The organism is Candidatus Frankia alpina, from assembly GCF_902806485.1.
Classification (GTDB): domain Bacteria; phylum Actinomycetota; class Actinomycetes; order Frankiales; family Frankiaceae; genus Frankia; species Frankia alpina.
The window spans coordinates 1-580 of sequence record NZ_CADCWT010000558.1 but is presented as its reverse complement, the minus strand read 5'-3'; the positions used below and the strand labels follow the sequence as shown (position 1 = coordinate 580).

General features: G+C 61.0%; 1 pseudogene. It reads right to left on the bottom strand.

From position 1 onward, the window contains the following. Positions 1 to 580 (bottom strand): annotated as a pseudogene (locus G6R25_RS24490) (hypothetical protein); the annotation flags it as partial.

Genomic DNA, 580 nt, shown 5'->3' with positions numbered 1-580 from the left:
GGCGGCGAGGTCTTCGTCGGAGGCCTCCTCCTCGCCGGGCAGGAGCTCGGCGCGCAGCCCTGGGCTGAACCGGATCACGGACTTGCCTTTGGTCTCCCGTTCGTATTCGTGCCAGAGCTTCAACGCGGCGACGTCGCCGGTCCGCAGGAAGTAGGCGGCGATATCAAACGGCATCAAACTTCCTCTCCGACCCTTTTTCAAATCGCCGCGGGCCATTTCGTTACCCAGGCCGACGCCGGTTTCCTGGAGCTTGACCAGGTAGCGGCCGAGGGCGTCGGAGTCCCGTGTGATGATATCGAGTTTTACACCAATGCCTTTCACCATCGGCTTATGCCCTTTCCGCACATAGGAAGCATTCAACTTATCAAAATACTCCGTCGATAACTTCCCGTAAGCCGTCGGCGTGACCGGCTCCCGGAAGACCTCCACATCATGCGTGTGGGGATGCCAACCGTTGTTCCCTCGGGTGATTTCCTTCGCCGTAATGCAGCCCAGGTAGCCAGCTTCCGCGCGCGCCTGCTTGACCATCGTCTGCGAGGAAGCCCAGCGACGTCCCTCGGCCAGGTAGCCGAGGGTTGTG